We start from the raw sequence: 17,764 nt of genomic DNA, 5'->3' as shown, positions 1-17,764 counted from the left end.
AAGATTATTTTTTAGTTATAATATTTCATTTAAATCTTCTGCACCTTCTTCAATAGCATCATTCTTAACATTGATCGCTTTATAGTATTTCTTTAATTCCATTTTAATAATAGGTGATAATATAATTACACCAATTATATTCGGTACTACCATTGCAAAAATCATAGCATCAGAGAAATTAATAACAGCACCTAAACTTATTGATGCTCCTACAACAACAAAGAATAAAAATAAGATTTTATAAGCTAAGTCTGATATTTTACCTTTTCCGAATAAAAACACCCAACCTTGCATACCGTAATAAGACCAAGAAATCATCGTTGAAAATGCGAATAATATTACTGCAATCGTAAGTACAATTGAGAAATGCGGAATTACAGAATCAAAAGCTGTAGCTGTAATTTCTACACCTTCTGTTATTTCAACTCCATATTCCATAAAACCACCATCAAAATTAGTGATTACAATTACTAATGCAGTCATTGTACAAATTACAACCGTATCTACAAACGGTTCTAAAAGAGCAACAATACCTTCAGATGCCGGATATTTTGTACGAACAGCTGAATGCGCAATTGCAGCAGAACCAACACCTGCTTCGTTAGAAAAAGCACCTCTTCTAATACCCTGAATCATTACACCTACAAGTCCACCTGCTATTCCTAGTCCTGAAAACGCTCCGTGATAAATCAATGCAAAAGCATCATCAATTAAGCTAAAGTTAGCTCCTAATATGATTAAGGACGCTAATACATATATTCCTGCCATAAACGGCACTACTTTTTCAGTCACCTTAGCAATACGCTTAATTCCACCAATAATTACTATAGCAACAAGTACAGCCATAACCATACCAAAATACATACCTGCGTTAGACGCTGGATCTAGATCGAATACTTTAACAAATTGTGCAGCAGCTTGATTGGCTTGGAACATATTTCCACCCCCAAAAGATCCACCTATAACAAATATGGCAAATAATACAGCTAACACTTTACCAAAACCGCCCATACCTTTGGCTTTTAAACCTTTGGTTAAGTAATACATTGGACCACCATAAACGGTACCATCTTCACCAACATCTCTATATTTTACACCAAGTGTACACTCTGCAAATTTTGAAGCCATACCTAATAGACCAGCAACAATCATCCAAAATGTTGCACCAGGACCACCAATAGATAAGGCTACGGCAACACCTGCGATATTACCCAAGCCAACAGTGGCAGACAATGCTGCTGTTAAAGCTTGAAAGTGCGAAACTTCACCGTCTGCACTTTCATCTCTTATCGTTTCAATAACATCTTCACCTTCATTACTTGTACTATCTCCATAAAGGGTATCTGCATTTGATTTTTCAGTTTCTATTTGTTGAATATCAGCTAAATTATCCGATGCATTTTCTCCATATAAATTATCGGCACCATGCTTTTCAATATCTTCATACTGACCTCTAACAACTCTAATAGCCATTCTGAAGCCTGTAATATTGATAAATTTAAAGTAAATCGTAAAAAACAATGCACCTCCAATTAAGACAATAAGTACCCATGGAATTTTATAAGTTTCTGAAAATGGAATTTCGTAAAAAATAGCTTCAACAAACCAGCCTGTGTAATCCTTAAAAATAGCATCAATTTTTTCGGAAGTTGTTTCCTGTGCAAAAGTCAAAAAGGGTAATAAAAATGTAAAAATTGATAGAAGATATTTCTTCATGAGTTGTAGTTATTAGTTAGTTTTATGGTTAGTTATTGCATTTTAAAGATGACAAGATGCAAAAAAAAATTGAGCTTGTAAAGTATCGACTCATAAAATGAATGTATTTATCATTCAATATTGTACTGAGAATTCAATTTTATAATCTGTTCTGGTCGTCCTAAAACAATGATTTTTGAGCCAGGAATCAATTCTGTATCTGCTTCAGGATTCACAATATATTCGCCTTTATCATTCTTAAACCCAATTACTGTACAGCCTGTATTTTTACGTAAATCTAAGTCTCTTATTGTTTTAACTTCATTCATATTATAAAGTTGTTCTACTTTAACTTCTTCAATATTAATGTTACGTTCCCCTATAATACCTAAATTATCGATAAACTCTACCAAATCTGGAATCACCACTAAAGAAGCCATGTGATCTCCTCCAATTTTATCTGGTAAAATAACATTGTTGGCACCTGCTAATTTTAATTTATGGTATGAAGTTTCTTCAGAAGCTCTACTTATGATAGATAGTTTTGCATTAATCTGACGCGCTGATAATACCACAAATAAATTATCTGCATCATTTGGCAAGGCGCAAATTAGCGTACTCGCTTTTTCGATACCAGCGGCAAAAAGGGTTTCATCTTCGTTAGCATTTCCTTCAATAAACGTAATTGCATCGTCTTGAAATTTTTCAATAATATCCTTATTACGTTCGATAATGACGAAGGATTTTCCGTAATCACTTAACTTTTTTGCTGCTTGTTTGCCGTTACGACCATAACCACAAATAATGATATGATTAGTCATTGCATCAATTTTCTTTTGCATCCTACGTTGTTTTATGTCTTCCATATTATTTCTACTAAGAATATAATCGGTTATGATAGAAATGGCATAACCTACAATTACCACACTGGTTAAAATTAAAAAAATTGTGAAAATCTTAGAAGCGGGGTCGAGAGGAATAACTTCTGCAAAACCAACAGTTGTTACAGTAATCACTGTCATATAAACAGCATCGAGCCATAAATACCCCGAAATAAATCTATAGCCTAAAATTCCGATACAAAGCAACAAAACCAACATCATTATGGCTGTGTAGATCTTAGACCTATAAAGTTTTAATAACGGATTATCCATATTACATCAACAAAATTATAAATCGAAAACAGAAGACCGTTTTGTATAAACGATATCTTTAATACGCATCCAAAAGGCTAGGAATAAATAGAGCGCGAATCCGAAACCTACAGTCACAAACGTAAGATATATAAAAGAAGTTCTTACGATTTTTGCTCTAATCCCTAAACGATCTGCTATACGTTGACAAACGTAATAGCCGCGTTTTTGAAAATATAATAAGAGGTTGTAGAACCAATTCATAAGTTTATATCTATTGCTTAATTAGGGCATATGCTGCAAGTTACTTAATTTTCACGATAAAGCTATTACCAATGGCACATTGTAAACACATATTTTTATCACAATATTGATGTTTTAACTGCAATAAAGCCTGAGAATTTAAGGCGTTTTTCTCAAAAGTTTTTAAGTCTAAAAATTTAGAAACAATACTATTATTTTCCATTTTTATATCTTTTAAAAGCTTAAAAACATCTTCTTCTATTGACTTTCCTTGTGCTTTAGCATAGCTAAATTTCAACGGAATGAGTGTATTAATTATTAATAAATCTATAAAAGACTTGGTTATTCCTTTTTTATAAGCTTTTGAAGATTTGGCAAATGTATAGTGCGTCATCCAAAACTGAGTAACTCCTTTATCAAAAAATTGATAAAACGCATCTAGCGTATTTAAGTCCATCACTTTTGAAAACAAATTTGGTTCTGAAGTATATAAATTAGCAAATTGCGATAAACGTATGGTTGGAAAATTTGGCGGTCGTAATCTAAAAAACTGTAGCGGTAGTACTCCTTTATTATCTAGATTGAATTTTCGTTTTATAAATCTATAACGCTTTTTTAAATCTAAAATATAAATATCTTCAATGTTGTTTTCTTCTAATAAGCCCGACTGTCCAAAAAATAAGGCTTCTAGATTTAATACTTCATTTTGCAATTTTCTAATTATTGAAAAATCAAAGGAATTTGCTAAACTTAAGAAAGGCTCACCATTTACTTTTAACCCGAAGTTTTTCAATAACATTTTGAACAATACTGCTTCCCAATCGTTATTAGAAGATTCTAATAAATGTTGAATTGTTTCTGATTTTTGTTCCAAGCGTTCTATATAAAGACGCTCTAACCAATTATTAAGTAGAAAATCATCAACCTCGTTAAAATCAGACTCACAATTAATCCACGATTTTGATTGCATCAGTTTTTGATACTTATGAAGTAGGGTTTTATCAACGTAATGTTTTAATTCTAAAGTAGGAATTTCAGAATTGTCTTGTCTAAAAATTTCGGTATCGTGCTCCCAAACTACATGAAGAATGACATTATCATAGGCTTTATCGGTTTCATGATTATGTACATACCAATCTGAAGACTTAATATGAATCTCAACATTACCAGCCCAAAGCTGATTGGCAATACTTAATTGCGCATTGAAGAAATCTGGACCAGCATTATGATTGTGTTGCCCTAAATTAGCGATAGTAATAGACTCATCTTTTGTTGTTTTTAACAAAGATGTATCGAAGGCTTTATGTTTCCATATGTAATGAAGGAAGTCTTCTTGCATGTCCTAAAATACTAAAATCTTAGATTAAAACCCCTATACGGCTTCTTGTTTTCTAACACTATAAAAACTTAGAAGCTCATGCAGTTCATTAACATTAAATGGTTTACTGAGATAACCATTCATTTTATAACGTTTTGTTTTCTCTTTAACTTCAGATTGAGAAAAAGCTGTAAGCGCAATAATAGGAATTGTAGCTTTACTTTTATCATTCATTTTTCTAATAAATCTAGTGGTGTCATATCCGTTTAATATGGGCATTTGCAAATCCATTAAAATTAAGTCAAAATCTTTGTGATTATAAATATCTAAAAGCTCTTGCCCGTTTTTCGCTATTTCATAAGTGACTTCCCACTTATTAAATAACTTTTTAAGTACCAAAGCATTAATTTGGTTATCTTCTGCTACAAGCACTTTTAAAGCAATTGGATTTGTTTTTGATATTTGATTTTGTTTTAAAGCGCTTTCATTATCTGAATTTTTGAGTGAAATATCAAACCAAAATTTTGAACCTTCTCCCTCAACACTTTCTAATTGAAGATTTGTAGATTGAATACTTAATAACTCTTTGCATATGTATAACCCAAGCCCAGAACCACCATATAATTGAGACGTGTTATCACTGGCTTGCACAAAACTTTTAAAAATATCTTTTTGTTTATCATAAGAGACTCCAATACCAGTGTCTTTTACGCTAAACCTAATTATTGTAACATCTAAGTCTAAATTTAATAATTCTACATTAAAAACAATACCGCCTTTATGAGTAAATTTAAAAGCATTACTCAGTAGGTTTTTTAATACTTGAGATAGTTTTAAACTATCTCCTTTTAAAACAGCCGGAATGCTACTATCTAATATGGTTTCGAAACTTAAACTATTATTAGCTGCTGTATGTTTAAAATGTAGTTGAATATTTTGAATTAGTTCTGAAAGGTTAAAATCATCTTCAACTAATTTTACTTCATTAGATTTAAATTTATTGAGATTTAGTAAGTCATTAATTAAAGCTAATAAATGCTCACTAGAATATTTTAATACTTGAAGATTTTCTAATTGCTCTGGTAAAAAATTTTCCATTAATAAAATATCAGACATACCAATAACGGCATTTAATGGTGTTCTGATTTCATGCGACATTGTAGATAAAAATTCGTCCTTAGTTTTATTGGCTAGATTTAGTTTAATTTCTGTTTCCTTTAATTGAGTAACATCGGTCATTGTACCAATAGTGCCGTTAGCAATTCCGTCATCATCGTATGTAAGCACCAAACGCAGTTGAATCCATACTTTTTCGCCTGTAGGCTTAAAAAACTTAAATAGGGTAACAAAATCTTCATGGTAATCCGAAAAAAACGTTTGAAGTTTTTCGTTTTCGCTATTATTCTTACCAATTAAAAAATCTAGATAATTTTTGCCTAATCCTTCTTCTGCAGAAATACCCGTTAACTCAAGACATCCTTTATTTAAATACTTAAAATTGCCATCCATATCGGTTTTAAAGATGACACCTTCAATTGTATCAACCATAATATTGATCTCAGATTCTGCTCTAACAACTTCAGATTTTAAAGATTGATTTGTTTTATAAAGTTCTTTAGAACTCTCTTCTAAAATAATTTCGACATGTTTAAGGTCTTCATCAAAACCATGATAGGCATCATTTACAGCATTAAAAAAATCTTTAAATTTCTCTAAATCTGCAGCTTCAAATCCAGCTTTAGCGATTTGTCTATCTAAAAGCCGATGTTGTTTTCCTTTTAACATTCGGATAATATTGTAATTGTCATAGTTTGGTTATGAAACTGGCAAGGTGCGAACTCCCTAAACGGACCTATTTCACCATAAGAGTAAAGGCCTGTAATTTCAGGTTTTTCACCAATAATATCTCGGACTACCTCAACCTCTTCTTCGACCAACTGTTTAAGCATTAATCGTCTTCCTGCACAACTGACTAAAATGGCTAGTTCTGCATTTTTATTGATTGCATTAGTCGCCTCTTTGGCAGAGTCCTTTGCTCCATCAATTAATCGATTAACATTAGAATTCATTAAGCGCACAAACGCACCTTCTGGAATTCTGTCCGTAAACGTTAAACTTTGTTGTTCTTCATCTAAATCTAAAACAGTTCTAACAACCGGTTCTTCAGTTTTATTGATACGTATACTAAGTGGAAAACGTAAAGCTAAGCTTGACAGACTTGTTACATTATCTCCTAAAAATGATTTATAAACTTGTAAAGCAGGCAAACCATCTAGTTCATACAAAACGTTATTTTCAGACTTGGTTACCAATCGTTCAATACCAAAACCATCCCATCCGCTTTTAGAACTATAGCTTATTCTTAAATCGTCTCCATACAAACCTAAACCGACAACAATTCCGTCTGAAATTAGACTATTTGAGATCACAAATGTTTCCTTAAAATTGAGACCATCACCAGCTAAACCACCCGTAATACCCGTATCTGGTAAAACACTTCTTAAACCAGACACTAAATCTGCTCCATTAACATTAAGTCCATCACTAAATAAGAGAATATGTCTTAAATCTTGAGATTTTAATTTTTGAGCCAAACCAACACCGGCATCGAAACTTTGATCTCTATTTTTTACTTCAACTGTTTCTAGTTTATGCTGCACCTTTTCAAATTGAATTGCAGTTAATGATACAGTTTCGTCAGTTACCGTAATTCCAGATATTTCGCCTGCCGTAGAACAGCCTATAAGTTTTACCTCAGGATACATTTTTAATAATTGATAAACCAGATCTGTTTTTGCATTAAACAAAGGCGACACAAATAATAAGACGATATTAGGAACAAAATCTATATTTTGAATACTATTATGCCAGGTCGTTTCTTTGAGAGATAACTGCTTTACTATCATTACCTATTAGGTTAAGCGTGATTTATCGTTAAAATATGTATTTCAGCGAATATATGTAAAATTTTGGTATTTTAATGCCAATAAGCAGCCAAAAAAGTTCAACCTCTATAATCGGTAAATTACAAAGTAGTACTAAGTGATTTTAATTCAGAACTTATTCTGTGTCAATTACAACAGAAAACAAATTGCTTATTTACAGTCTCAATAAGATTAAACAAAAATAAGCCTGAGTAACTCCCAGGCTTATGCTTTTAAATGATAAAATTTACGTTCTCACTTCTACTTTTATCAGTGATCTAAAACAGCATTTTTAAACATGAGTCAAAACCCAAAGTTCTACTTCTTCATTCTTACGATGATCTAAATCTCGTTTTGTTTTATCAGATCCTTTTTTAACGCTTTTCTTATAACACTTTTCTAATTGAAACCGCCCACCTTCAGCGATTTCCTGTTCAATAGGATTAGATGTGGCTACACCTGTTATTTGCGCGAAATTTGAGAAGATGAGTACCAGTTTGCCATCTGGTAATAACATTTGCTTTGCGGCCTCAAAAAATTCAGAAAACAACGTGTCATTATAATAAATAGCCTCATCTAAATTATTTAAATCTCGTGTTTCGGCCAACCAAGGTGGGTTAAAAACAATGAGTTCTGTTTTATTTGTCCACTTGCCAAAAAGCGATCCAAAATCGAGTTCTATTTTCCGAGAGAGTTTAGTATCTCCCATCATTTCTGTTAAACCAATTATAGCATTAGGATTTGTATCTGTTGCAAAAACCTTTTGAAATCCATGCTTTACCATTTGTAATGCTAAGACACCACTGCCAACACCAACATCTATGGCAGACTTTTTAGGTCCTGAATATCGTTTTAACCAATTATCAAACAATTCTAAATGCTCAAAGCGTGTTGGAAAATACGTTCCATAATACGGATAAATTTTATTTCGCAATCCAGGAATTGTAATGCCGTTTGTATACCATTGCCATGCACTATTTAGACCTTGTACTTGCGGAAGGGTTAATAAAAAATCGCTCGTTTCTGGATATAATTTTTCAAACCATCCGATAGCAGGAGCTTTCTTTACTAGTATTTGATGGTTTTCAATTTCTACAAGTATAAGGTTTGAAAGCTTGTGATAAACCGCACGAAACGCCCGCTGCTCTTTAAATGATGTATTAGGTAATGTTCTATTAAGATGTTCTTGTAAACCGTTAAGCAGTACGGAGCCGTTATTATAGAATTCAGTAATTAAAACAGGGTTACCAGCTTCTAATACTTTTATAATACTTTTAATATCTTCCCCTCTATTATATATAGTGACATCTTTTAGCGGTAAAAATGGTTCTGGTTTATTTACTTTAAGATCTGTCATTATAGTTGGTTTCCCTTTTGGGTGAAGGTAGGCAAATGCTTCCGCCAACTATGATGAATTAGGAAATGAATTAAAATAGAATTATTTACTACTACATTGAAATAAAAGCAAATGGAGACTATTAGCGCTGTCAAAATGGTTGAAACAAAAAAATCCTGATAATTAGATCAGGATTTTTGTTTTTATATAATGAGATTCCTGTCTTCGCAGGAATTTGTTAATCGATGTAACCCATCTTACGCATCCAATCGTCGTTAAACATTTTACCGACATAACGACTTCCGTGGTCATGAAATAAAACGACAACCACATCATCTGGTTTAAAATGTTCTTTTAATTGCAATACTCCTTTTATGGCAGAACCTGCAGAGTTTCCTAAAAACATACCTTCTTCTTTAGCTAAACGTTGTGTGTATACACATGCATCTTTATCGGTAACTTTAGTAAAACCATCAATAATATCAAAATCTACATTCTTTGGTAAGATGTCTTCACCGATACCTTCTGTAACGTACGGATAGATTTCATCTTCATCAAATATCCCGGTTTCGTGATATTTTTTAAATACAGAACCATAAGTATCCACACCCCAAACCTTAATATTAGGATTTTGCTCTTTCAGGTATTTTCCAACTCCTGAAATTGTTCCACCTGTACCAACACCAACTACAAAATGTGTAATCTTACCTTCGGTTTGTTTCCAGATTTCTGGACCTGTACTTTCGTAGTGTGCTTTTGTATTACTTGGGTTGTCGTATTGATTAACGTACCAAGAATTCGGAGTTTCTTCACCTAAACGTTTCGATACCGAATAATAACTACGAGGATCTGTTGGTTCTACATCTGTTGGACAAACAATAACTTCTGCACCTACAGCACGCATAATATCTACTTTTTCTTTAGATTGTTTATCTGCCATTACAAAGATACATTTGTAACCTTTTACTATAGCAGCTAAGGCTAATCCCATTCCGGTGTTTCCAGATGTCCCTTCAATGATTGTTCCGCCAGGCTTCAATCGTCCATCGGCTTCAGCATCTTCTATCATCTGCAAAGCCATACGGTCTTTAACAGAGTTTCCTGGGTTAAAAGTTTCGTATTTAGCAAGTACTAAACAAGGTAAATCTTCGACTAGTTTATTCATTTTAACTAGTGGTGTATTTCCTATTGTACCTAATATATTTTCTGCGTATTCCATAGTTGTTTTTTCGAGGGAGCAAAGTTACGTTAAATGTTGTGTTATAAAAATCCAAAAAAAGTTAAATTCTAATGACTAAAAACTGATATACAAAGTTGCACGAAGAAACCACAGAGATGCACGGAGAGATTGTTTTAGATTATAGACTGAATATTTTAAATTTAATATTCTCGCGAAGGCGCAAAGACGCAAAGTTAAAATGCGAAAAGTAATGATTAATCTTAAATGCTGTTACACTAAGTTGTACGGAGACATCACAGAGATGCACCGAGAGATTCTTTTAAACTATAAACTGAGTATTATAAATTAAAACATTCTCGCGAAGACGCAAAGACGCGAAGTTGTAATGCAAAAGGTTATGATTAATCTTAAATGCTCTTACACGAAGTTGTACGGAGACATCACAGAGATGCACGGAGAGATTGTTTTTAACTATAGACTGAATATTTTAAACTTAATATTCTCGCGAAGACGCTAAGACGCGAAGTTGAAATGCAAAAGGTTATGATTAATCTTAAATGCTGTTACACGAAGTTGTATGGAGACGTCACAGAGATGCACGGAGAGATTCTTTTAAACTATAAGACTGAATATTTTAAATTTAATATTCTCGCGAAGACGCAAAGGCGCGAAGTTGTAATGCAAAAACAAATATTTAATCTAATGTAGATACCGAGGAATTTCCTCTTTATTAATCGAATCGAATAGCTTTGACTGGAGAAATTTTAGAAATAATTACCGAAGGAATTAATAACATTAACAAACAGGCCACAAACGTGCCTATATTTAATAGAATTATATAATCCCAACTAATATAAACCGGAGCATTATTCACATAATAAATATCTGGATTTAATGGAAATAGTTTGAAATATTTCTGCGCAAACAACAAGCCTAAACCTATCATATTTCCCCATAGTAAACCTAAACCTATTAAGTAAGAAGCGTTATAGAGAAACACTTTTCTGATGGTCCAATTAGAACTTCCTAAAGCTTTTAGGATGCCTATCATTTGAGTGCGTTCTAAAATTAAAACCAATAGTGCGGTAATCATGTTAATTCCAGCGACAATAATCATAATAGCGATAATGCCGTATGTATTGTTATCAAAAATCTTAATCCATTCAAAAATCGTGTAATATTTTCGGGTGATAGATGTAGCGTTCATTAAAGACGGCACTTCCTTAAAGATTTCAACCGTTTTTTCTTCAATCTGCGAGAAGTCATCTATAAAGACTTCAAAACTCCCTATTTGATCGGGTTCCCATTTATTGATGCGTTGAATATGCCTTAAGTCAGCAATACAAAACTTTTCATCTAGCTCTTGAAAACCAGAATTGTAAACCCCTACAATTTCATAATTAAGGATGCGTGGCCTATCATTTAAAGGATTACCAAATAAGGTTTGAAATTTATCTCCGACTTTAAATCCTAAGCGATTGGCTAAATAATTAGATATTAAAATTTCTTGGTTTATCTCTTTTGTAAAATCTGGAAGTCGGCCTTCAACTAAAAATTCTTTAAAATAGTCCCAATTATAATCGGCTCCTACTCCTTTTACAACCACTCCTTCAAAATCCGTTTCTGTTCTAATAACGGCAAACTTTTGAGCCACACCTTGAATGTGATTAATACCATCTACAGATGTAAAATTCGGATAAAAATCCTGATTGATAGAAATTGGCACTTGGGATTCGTCTGAAGCGTTAGAATCGTAATTTTTAATTTCTACATGACCATTAAACGCTACAACTTTATCTCTAATCTTTTGTTGTAATCCGATACCTGTAGCAATTGCAATAAGCATTACAATAATTCCAATAGCAATTGCTGCGATACCAATTTTAATTATTGGTGCCGAAACACTACTTTTATACGTTTTATTGCCAATTATACGTTTAGCTATAAATAACTCGAAATTCACTCTTAGATATGCTTTTAAAGGTTTTCAAAAATACAGTTTTATTCTCTATAATTATTGGGATTTCCCTTGTAACATTTTCATGTGAAAATAGTGTAAAGCGAGACGTTGAAAGCTCTGCTCTAAAAGACTTAGCGGATAACGGTATTTCTACTCCTTATATGGTAAACAACGAAGTTGATAAACCAATTATTGTTGGAGCCAACAGAACATCAACATATTTACCTCTATTAAAAGGAAAGCGTGTGGCTGTAGTTGCTAATCAGACGAGTGTCATTTTTAAAAACCAAGGCTATACTCATATTGTAGATTCCTTGTTGAGTTTAGATGTTGATATCAAAAAAGTATTTTCTCCAGAACATGGGTTTAGAGGAACTGCAGATGCTGGTGAATTAGTAAAAGATGGCAAGGACACCAAAACGGGTTTATCCATTTATTCACTTCATGGTAAACATAAAAAACCTACCAAAACACAGCTTGAAGATGTAGATCTCATGGTTTTTGATATTCAAGATGTTGGTGTTCGGTTTTACACTTACATTTCTACATTACATTATATTATGGAAGCTTGTGCCGAACAAAATATTCCCGTTTTAATTTTAGATCGTCCAAACCCAAATGGTAATTATATTGATGGTCCTGTTTTAGAAAAAAAGCACAGTAGTTTTTTAGGTATGCATCCTATTCCTTTGGTACATGGTATGACCATTGGCGAATACGCAAAAATGGTTAATGGAGAAGCCTGGTTAACGAATGGAGTAACTTGCGACATTACGATTATTGAAATGCAAAACTATGATCATAATCGCACCTATAGCTTAGCTTTAAGACCGTCTCCAAATTTACCGAACGACCAATCTATTGAGTTATATCCGAGTTTAGGTTTGTTTGAAGGTACCAATATTAATGCTGGTAGAGGAACTGAATTTCAGTTTCAGCGTTATGGAGCTCCGTTTTTAGATAAGAATCATTATACATTTAAATATACTCCAGTTCCTAATTTTGGATCTAAACACCCAAAACATGAAAACGAAGTTTGTTATGGTGTTGATTTATCTAAAGTGAAAGCAGAACGTCATTTTACTTTAAAATATATTATGGATGCTTATCACAATGCTACTGATAAAACCAAAGTGTTTAATACGGCTAATTTCACCACTCATGCCGGGACTGCAACATTGCAAAAACAAATTGAAGCGGGTTTAACTGAAGCTGAAATTAAAGCGACGTGGAAAGATGATTTAGACGCATACAAGAACGTACGTCGTCAGTATTTACTCTATAAATAAATCTACTGTTTTAGTATTTCAATAAGCTGATCGGGATAATCTGTAATAATACCATCTACAGCCCAAGACTGCATGAGCTTCATATCTTCTGTGGCGTTAATAGTCCAAGGAATTACTTTAAAGCCCTGATCTTGATATGCTTTTACCGATTCTGCAGTCAATAGTTTAAAATATGGACTGATAATTTCTGGTTTAAAGGATAACTCTTCAAGTTTTACGTCGATCGTTTCATTATCCTCAACTAACAAGGCAACCTCCATTTTTGGTGATTGCTTTTTAATTTCTTCAAGAATGACAACATCAAAAGATTGAAGATTGACACGATTGAGCATGTCATTTTTTTCAATTTCGTCTAAAACTAATTTCACATAAGCTTCAGGCTGTGGGGTGAAAATGCCATAATATGACGTTTCAGATTTAATTTCAATATTAAACTTAACATCTGAATCTTTAGCTTTAACCAAATCAAAAACTTCAGATAATAACGGTTTGTAGGTCTTTAACTTTTCTTGCTGAGGATATGTTGGATGAAATTTTGAACCACAATCAAATTGTTTAATCTCATCATAATTCATGTGATATAAATTATAAGTTTCTTCTGAGTTATTAGGTAGAACGTCTCCTTCAGGATTTAGACATATAATTGGATTCATATAAGGTTCATGAGACACCACAACCTTATGATCTTTAGAAATTACAATGTCTAACTCCAAAGTATGCACTCCTAAATCAATAGCCTTTTCAAAAGCAGGCAACGAATTTTCTGGCAACAATCCTCTACAACCTCTGTGGCCTTGAATATCAATTTGCTTTTTAGAATTACAACTCATACATAAGATTATTAAGATGATAATGGTATTAGTTTTCATCTGCAGAAAGCGTTGATTTTTCATAGTTCTGAAAGGGTTGTTTTAATAGCTCTTTAATATTTCCGTTTTTAACTTCATCTGGAAACACATCCACTCCATAAATCAACTTTTCGCGATCCATATACATATAAGTACCTAACATGCGATCCCAAATACTGAAGATATTTCCAAAGTTTGAATCTGTATAAGGTAATCTATAATGGTGATGGATTTTATGCATATCTGGAGAGACAATGACATAGCTTAATGCTTTATCTAAACCTTTTGGCATTTTAATATTGGCATGCGTAAGCTGAGTAAATATAAGTGATAGCGCTTGGTAAATCATCACCAAAGCAATTGGAGTCCCAACGATAAAAATACCAAGTAGTGTAAACGAAAACCGAATGACACTTTCTATTGGGTGATGTCTATTTCCTGTAGTTGTATCTACACTATGATCGGTATGATGTACTAAATGCACCATCCAAAGTGGTTTTATTCTGTGCTCTACATAATGTGCTAAATATGCTCCAAAAAAATCGAGTAACACAACTCCTAGCAACGCATATAACCATAACGGCATTTGCGGTAACCAATTTATAATGCCGAAATTATTAGCCGTAACCCAATCTGAAGACCATAACAACAAAAAAGCCAAAGCAAAATTAATTATGATGGTGGTCAATGTAAAAAAGAGATTTGGAAGTGCGTGCCTCCACTTTTTGTATTTGAACTTAAATAATGGTATACCACCTTCTAACAACCAGAAAAAGGTTAAACCTCCTACTAAAATAAGACTTCGGTGAGTCGAAGGAATAGTTTCAAAATAGGAGATCATATTTTCCAAAACTGTTATGAATTAAGATTAATAAGCAATTGTGCTTTCTTCAAATTTACTGAAGAAATTTTAGATTCCCATAATGCTGCATTAGTTTCATCATTTATAGACTTATAAGCTGTGTAATATAAAAATGCTACTAAGGACTGATTATTAGACTCCATGTTTTCAGCATCCATTCGGTTTAATTGTCTAATTACTTTTTTAGGGCGTTTTGTTATTAAATATTGCTGAACATCTAAAAGCGATACACGTTCTGTTAAGGCTTTCTGATCTTCGGATGCGTTAGCTGTAATAAATTCAGAAGCTTCGTTTAAATAAATAAGTCCTAAATCTATTAAAGTTGGTCTAGCTTTTTCTTTCAAGTACATTGAATAATCAAAATACTTAGATGCTAAATAATAGGCCGAATAGAAATCCCTTTCCGTCTTATAACCAATGAGTTCAGGCGAGATATATTCTGTATTTAAGGCATAATTATTAATTATTGTTGTGATGTTTTGAAAATTATCAGGATCATTAGAAAGGTTTAAAATATTCCCATTAACATCCATTATCTTAATAGAATCGTCATTAAACTTGTTAATATATTGTTGCGATCGGTTGTCCTTAATTTTCGCATATAACTCTGCATAATTATGCTCAGCTACAATTACAGGAACAAAATACTCCCAAATTAAAGGACTAATAACTTCACTTTCAAATAAATTTTCAATCAAGATTGTTTTACCAGTCTCATCATTTGCTAAAACAGCATAAGGATATAGAGTACTTTCTTCCCAAACCATCAGCACCATTTTATTTTGGGTTAGCGCTAAATTTTGTGCAATATCTAAATTGGTCATCCATGGCTGTGAATAGGACACATTAAACGCAAACAATAGAAACAGTAATTTTACAATTAAATTATTCATAGTCTTTTTTTTTTATCTGTTAAGCATCAAAAATTATTCCGAATACAACTTCAATTATTACTGAATACGCTTTTTCATTTCTTCAACAATATTATATGCTGCCGGACAAATAGCAACATTCTTCATCGTTAAATTAGAGATCTGTTGAAACTTCTTCCGATCCGTATGTGGAAACTCACTACATGCCTTAGGTCGTACATCATAAATAGAACAATAATTATCTGCCCCTAAAAATGTACACGGCACAGATTGCAACACATAATCATTTTCGTCATCTAAGCGCAAATAGGTTTCAATGAATTGCTGTTCTTTCATTTTGAAAAACTTTGCAATCCGCTGAATATCTTTGGGAGTAAATAAAGGCCCAGTCGTTTTACAGCAATTGGCACACTTTAAACAATCGGTCCGCTCAAATTCTTCTTCATGCAACTCTTGCATTAAATAGTCTAACTGTTTTGGTGGTTTCTTTTTTAGCTTGGTAAAAAAGGTTTTATTCTCCTTATGCTTATCTTTGGCGAGCTTTGGAAGATTATTAATTTGGTCTTGCATAAAACAAATTTAATTAAAGTTCTCGATACAATTTATATAAAAACAGAAATCACACGAACTAACCAATGACTATGAGTAAAGACCTCTTTGGAAAAGCCCTATTAGATTATCAGAATGGAAACTATTCTGAGGACATCATTACATATACAAACATTTCAGATGAAGATGAATTACCACTTCCTTATTTATTTAGAAATTATTCTGAAATGCCAAAACTTGAGCAAGCAGCTTTAAAATTAGCAAAAGGCAATGTTTTAGATGCTGGTTGTGGTTCTGGAAGTCATGCGTTGTGGCTACAAGAACAAGACATCAAAGTAAAAGCTATTGATAGTTCTGAAGGTGCAGTTGAAGTCGCTATGAAACGTGGTGTTTTAAATGTTGAATTAAAACCACTTTTAGAAGAAACCGAAAGTTTTGATACGATTTTACTATTGATGAATGGTACAGGAATTTTCCAAAAATTATCTGAAGTAGCTAACTATTTAAAGCATTTAAAGTCACTTTTAAATCCTGATGGTCAAATTTTAATTGACTCCTCCGATATTTCATATATGTATGAAGATGACGATGGCGGCATGTGGCTAGACCTCAACCAAGGTTATCCTGGTGAATTAGATTATTTCTTATCTTATAAAGGCGAAAAAGAAGTGCCTATGAAATGGTTATATCTCGATTTTGAAACCTTGAAAACAGCTTGTTTAACGGTTGGTTTGATGTGTGAGAAGGTTATGGATGGTGAGCATTTTGATTATTTGGCTAGGATCTTTTAACGACTATTTCACAAAGCTCCACAAAGAAGGCACAAAAGACACCAAAATGTATTTAAAATTAATTAGATACATTTATACCTATGGATGAGAATAAATTATCAAATATCATTTTGGGTTGTGCAATAGAAGTGCACAGACAATCTCGATTTTGAAACCTTAAAAACTGCTTGTTTAACAATTGGTTTGAAGTGTGAGAAGGTTATGGATGGTGAGCATTTTGATTATTTGGCTAGGATCTTTTAAGGACTATTTCACAAAGTTCCACAAAGAAGGCACAAAAGACACCAAAATGTATTTAAAATTAATTAGATACATTTATACCTATAGATGAGAATAAATTATCAAATATCATTTTAGGCTGTGCAATAGAAGTGCACAAACAACTTGGCCCAGGATTATTAGAATCGGCTTATCAAGAGTGTTTATTCCATGAATTAAAGAAAGCTGGTCTTGCTGTTCAAAAAGAAAAAGCATTACCTATTGTTTATAAAGACATAAAGTTAGATCATGGCTATAGAATTGATTTGCTTGTCGAAAACAAAGTCGTCATAGAAATTAAAACTGTTGAAGCATTCTCTGATGTTCATTTAGCACAAGTATTAACCTATTTAAAACTTGGAAATTATAAATTAGGATTGCTTTTGAACTTTCATGTTACAACACTAAAAAATGGAATCCGACGCGTGATTCTATAAACATTTTTACTCAACAGGCATTTTCTTTGTGAAACTTTGTGCCTTCTTTGAGAAACTTTGTGCTACAAC

16 protein-coding genes are annotated in these 17,764 nt (G+C 32.7%); 3 read left to right on the top strand and 13 right to left on the bottom strand.

All coding sequences use genetic code 11. From position 1 onward, the window contains the following. Positions 1–15: 15 nt before the first annotated feature. From DFQ09_RS09840 to DFQ09_RS09800, 9 genes are all read right to left on the bottom strand, one after another. A complete protein-coding gene (locus tag DFQ09_RS09840) occupies positions 16–1,716 on the bottom strand; it encodes an alanine/glycine:cation symporter family protein (protein ID WP_115809875.1) in 1,701 nt (566 codons plus the stop codon). Between the two features lie 110 nt (positions 1,717–1,826). After that, entirely contained in the window at positions 1,827–2,849 is a 1,023-nt protein-coding gene (locus DFQ09_RS09835; protein ID WP_115809873.1) for a potassium channel family protein, read from the bottom strand. Between the two features lie 15 nt (positions 2,850–2,864). Further along, positions 2,865–3,092 (bottom strand): PspC domain-containing protein, encoded by a 228-nt coding sequence (locus tag DFQ09_RS09830; protein WP_020896655.1) that lies wholly within the window; start codon positions 3,090–3,092, stop codon positions 2,865–2,867. 40 nt (positions 3,093–3,132) lie between these two features. Next, positions 3,133–4,410 (bottom strand): DUF2851 family protein, encoded by a 1,278-nt coding sequence (locus DFQ09_RS09825; protein ID WP_115809871.1) that lies wholly within the window; start codon positions 4,408–4,410, stop codon positions 3,133–3,135. A 33-nt stretch (positions 4,411–4,443) separates the two neighbouring features. Then, positions 4,444–6,174 (bottom strand): PAS domain-containing hybrid sensor histidine kinase/response regulator, encoded by a 1,731-nt coding sequence (locus tag DFQ09_RS09820; RefSeq protein WP_115809869.1) that lies wholly within the window; start codon positions 6,172–6,174, stop codon positions 4,444–4,446. Then, the gene (locus tag DFQ09_RS09815; protein ID WP_115809867.1) at positions 6,168–7,295 is read right to left on the bottom strand and encodes an FIST signal transduction protein; all 1,128 of its coding nucleotides are present in this window, start codon (positions 7,293–7,295) and stop codon (positions 6,168–6,170) included. The genes DFQ09_RS09820 and DFQ09_RS09815 overlap by 7 nt, the downstream gene beginning before the upstream one ends. A gap of 310 nt (positions 7,296–7,605) precedes the next feature. Next, positions 7,606–8,718, bottom strand: a complete 1,113-nt coding sequence (locus tag DFQ09_RS09810) for a methyltransferase (RefSeq protein WP_317124901.1) — start codon at positions 8,716–8,718, stop codon at positions 7,606–7,608. Between the two features lie 169 nt (positions 8,719–8,887). Further along, complete coding sequence (locus tag DFQ09_RS09805; RefSeq protein WP_115809865.1) at positions 8,888–9,868, bottom strand: PLP-dependent cysteine synthase family protein; 981 nt, start codon at positions 9,866–9,868, stop codon at positions 8,888–8,890. 691 nt (positions 9,869–10,559) lie between these two features. Then, a complete protein-coding gene (locus tag DFQ09_RS09800; RefSeq protein WP_115809863.1) occupies positions 10,560–11,792 on the bottom strand; it encodes an ABC transporter permease in 1,233 nt (410 codons plus the stop codon). An 8-nt stretch (positions 11,793–11,800) separates the two neighbouring features. Between DFQ09_RS09800 and DFQ09_RS09795 the strand changes: the two genes are divergently transcribed. After that, positions 11,801–13,078, top strand: a complete 1,278-nt coding sequence (locus DFQ09_RS09795) for an exo-beta-N-acetylmuramidase NamZ family protein (RefSeq protein WP_115809861.1) — start codon at positions 11,801–11,803, stop codon at positions 13,076–13,078. A gap of 2 nt (positions 13,079–13,080) precedes the next feature. Here the strand turns inward: DFQ09_RS09795 and DFQ09_RS09790 are convergent, their stop codons facing one another. From DFQ09_RS09790 to DFQ09_RS09775, 4 genes are read right to left on the bottom strand one after another with little or no spacing between them, the layout of a single operon-like run. Continuing rightward, positions 13,081–13,947: a glycerophosphodiester phosphodiesterase gene (locus DFQ09_RS09790; RefSeq protein WP_245940343.1), complete on the bottom strand. Its 867-nt coding sequence runs from the start codon at positions 13,945–13,947 to the stop codon at positions 13,081–13,083. Further along, entirely contained in the window at positions 13,937–14,776 is an 840-nt protein-coding gene (locus DFQ09_RS09785) for a sterol desaturase family protein (protein WP_115809859.1), read from the bottom strand. Before DFQ09_RS09785 ends, DFQ09_RS09790 begins: the two co-directional genes overlap by 11 nt. 5 nt (positions 14,777–14,781) lie before the next feature. Beyond that, entirely contained in the window at positions 14,782–15,681 is a 900-nt protein-coding gene (locus tag DFQ09_RS09780) for a hypothetical protein (protein WP_147298343.1), read from the bottom strand. A 57-nt stretch (positions 15,682–15,738) separates the two neighbouring features. Next, entirely contained in the window at positions 15,739–16,230 is a 492-nt protein-coding gene (locus tag DFQ09_RS09775; protein WP_092469023.1) for a YkgJ family cysteine cluster protein, read from the bottom strand. Positions 16,231–16,301: 71 nt separating this feature from the next. Between DFQ09_RS09775 and DFQ09_RS09770 the strand changes: the two genes are divergently transcribed. Together DFQ09_RS09770 and DFQ09_RS09760 are read left to right on the top strand one after the other, a co-directional pair. Next, positions 16,302–17,000, top strand: a complete 699-nt coding sequence (locus DFQ09_RS09770; RefSeq protein ID WP_115810347.1) for a class I SAM-dependent methyltransferase — start codon at positions 16,302–16,304, stop codon at positions 16,998–17,000. A gap of 323 nt (positions 17,001–17,323) precedes the next feature. Continuing rightward, the gene (locus DFQ09_RS09760; protein ID WP_115809855.1) at positions 17,324–17,695 is read left to right on the top strand and encodes a GxxExxY protein; all 372 of its coding nucleotides are present in this window, start codon (positions 17,324–17,326) and stop codon (positions 17,693–17,695) included. Positions 17,696–17,764: the final 69 nt, after the last annotated feature.

The organism is Winogradskyella pacifica (genome assembly GCF_003386275.1).
In the GTDB taxonomy this organism is placed as follows: domain Bacteria; phylum Bacteroidota; class Bacteroidia; order Flavobacteriales; family Flavobacteriaceae; genus Winogradskyella; species Winogradskyella pacifica.
Note: the sequence above shows the minus strand (reverse complement) of the source record. Positions and strands in the feature narration are given on the sequence as shown.